This window comes from Bartonella sp. CM120XJJH (genome assembly GCF_042194715.1).
GTDB lineage: Bacteria > Pseudomonadota > Alphaproteobacteria > Rhizobiales > Rhizobiaceae > Bartonella.
In genome coordinates this window covers 1-1,229 of record NZ_JBHINE010000069.1, presented here as the reverse complement: position 1 = coordinate 1,229, position 1,229 = coordinate 1, and the positions used below count along the sequence as shown (strand labels likewise).

General features: G+C 43.1%; 1 protein-coding gene. It reads left to right on the top strand.

Annotated elements, in window-relative coordinates:
* Window positions 1-74 precede the first annotated feature (74 nt).
* Window positions 75-1,163 carry a DUF3792 domain-containing protein gene (locus tag ACFIKU_RS09750; protein WP_375657385.1) on the top strand — a complete coding sequence of 363 codons (1,089 nt, stop codon included), beginning with the start codon at window positions 75-77 and terminating at the stop codon, window positions 1,161-1,163.
* Window positions 1,164-1,229: the final 66 nt, after the last annotated feature.

Here is a 1,229-nt window from a genome sequence, read left to right as displayed (position 1 = left end):
GCGGCTCTTTATCCCTTTTGGAACATAATTGGCAAAAAGACATTGTATCTCCAGCATATTCAAGGAGATAAAACATGGAAACTCGCATTCCGGAAGACACACCATTCAATACGAATTTTCTAGGAGAAACATCTCTAGAAGAAAAGTATCCATTCTTTCACACACCCATTTCATGGTCCGCAATCTTTGCGGGACTGGTGACAGCTCTTGCCACCTCAATCTGCCTCTCTTTTCTGGTAGCAGCGTTAGGCTTAAGCCAAATGGATTTCACCTCTTCAACCCCATTGGAAGGCTCTTTCCTCTCCTTTGGCGTGGGTTCTGTTATCGTTACACTGATTAGCCTAGCCTTAGGAGGCTTTGTCGCTGGGCGTTTTGCTGAAACCTCAGGGACGCTTCATGGCTTTCTCACTTGGGCTCTCATAACATTGCTGATGACCCTTCAAGCCATCCACGTGGTTTCTAGTACAGCAAAGATAGGAGCTAAAACGGCTCTAGAAAACAGCTCCACGCTCCAACAAACCGTAGACAGCCTCAAAACCAATATTTCCCCCATACTTGCAAAATTAAACAGCGAAAGTGTTGAAAAGTTTTTTGCAAAAAACAGTGACAATGGCATCAATTTTGATCAACTTTCGAGTGAATTGCGCACCCTTCTCAATAAAAGCGACATTCCTGCTCTCAACCCTGATCGTTTAAAACAAACCTATCAAGCTGCACTCAACGATATTGGTTCTGCGATAACAGCTTTCAAAAATGATCCTTCTCACTATCGCACCACTTTAAAAAATCTTGGTGAGCGCCTGTCTGATCGCGTAGAAGATCTCACGGAAAAATTTGATCAAAGTGATATCATCAAAGCCCTCATGACCGATGGCATGTCCCGTGCTGATGCACAAACAGCAGTAAACCGTGCCGTCCAACTCTATCAAAGCGCAGAGGAAAAAACTGAAAAGGCGATAAAAGCGCTTGAAGAACGGGCAGAAACACTCTCGGATAATCTTGAAGATACAATCAAGGCTGCCCAAAACACTGCAACTAAAGCCACAAAAACAGCCTCTAATATGGGATGGTGGGGATTTTTAGGCAGTCTGATAGGCGCCATTATTTCCAGTGTGTTTGGATATTATGGTTACAGAAGCCGTAAGGATACTTTCATACTTTAAAACCTCTACCTCTAAAGCAAACACATAAAAAGCTGCACGTATAGTGCAGCTTTTTTGTGAAATTTT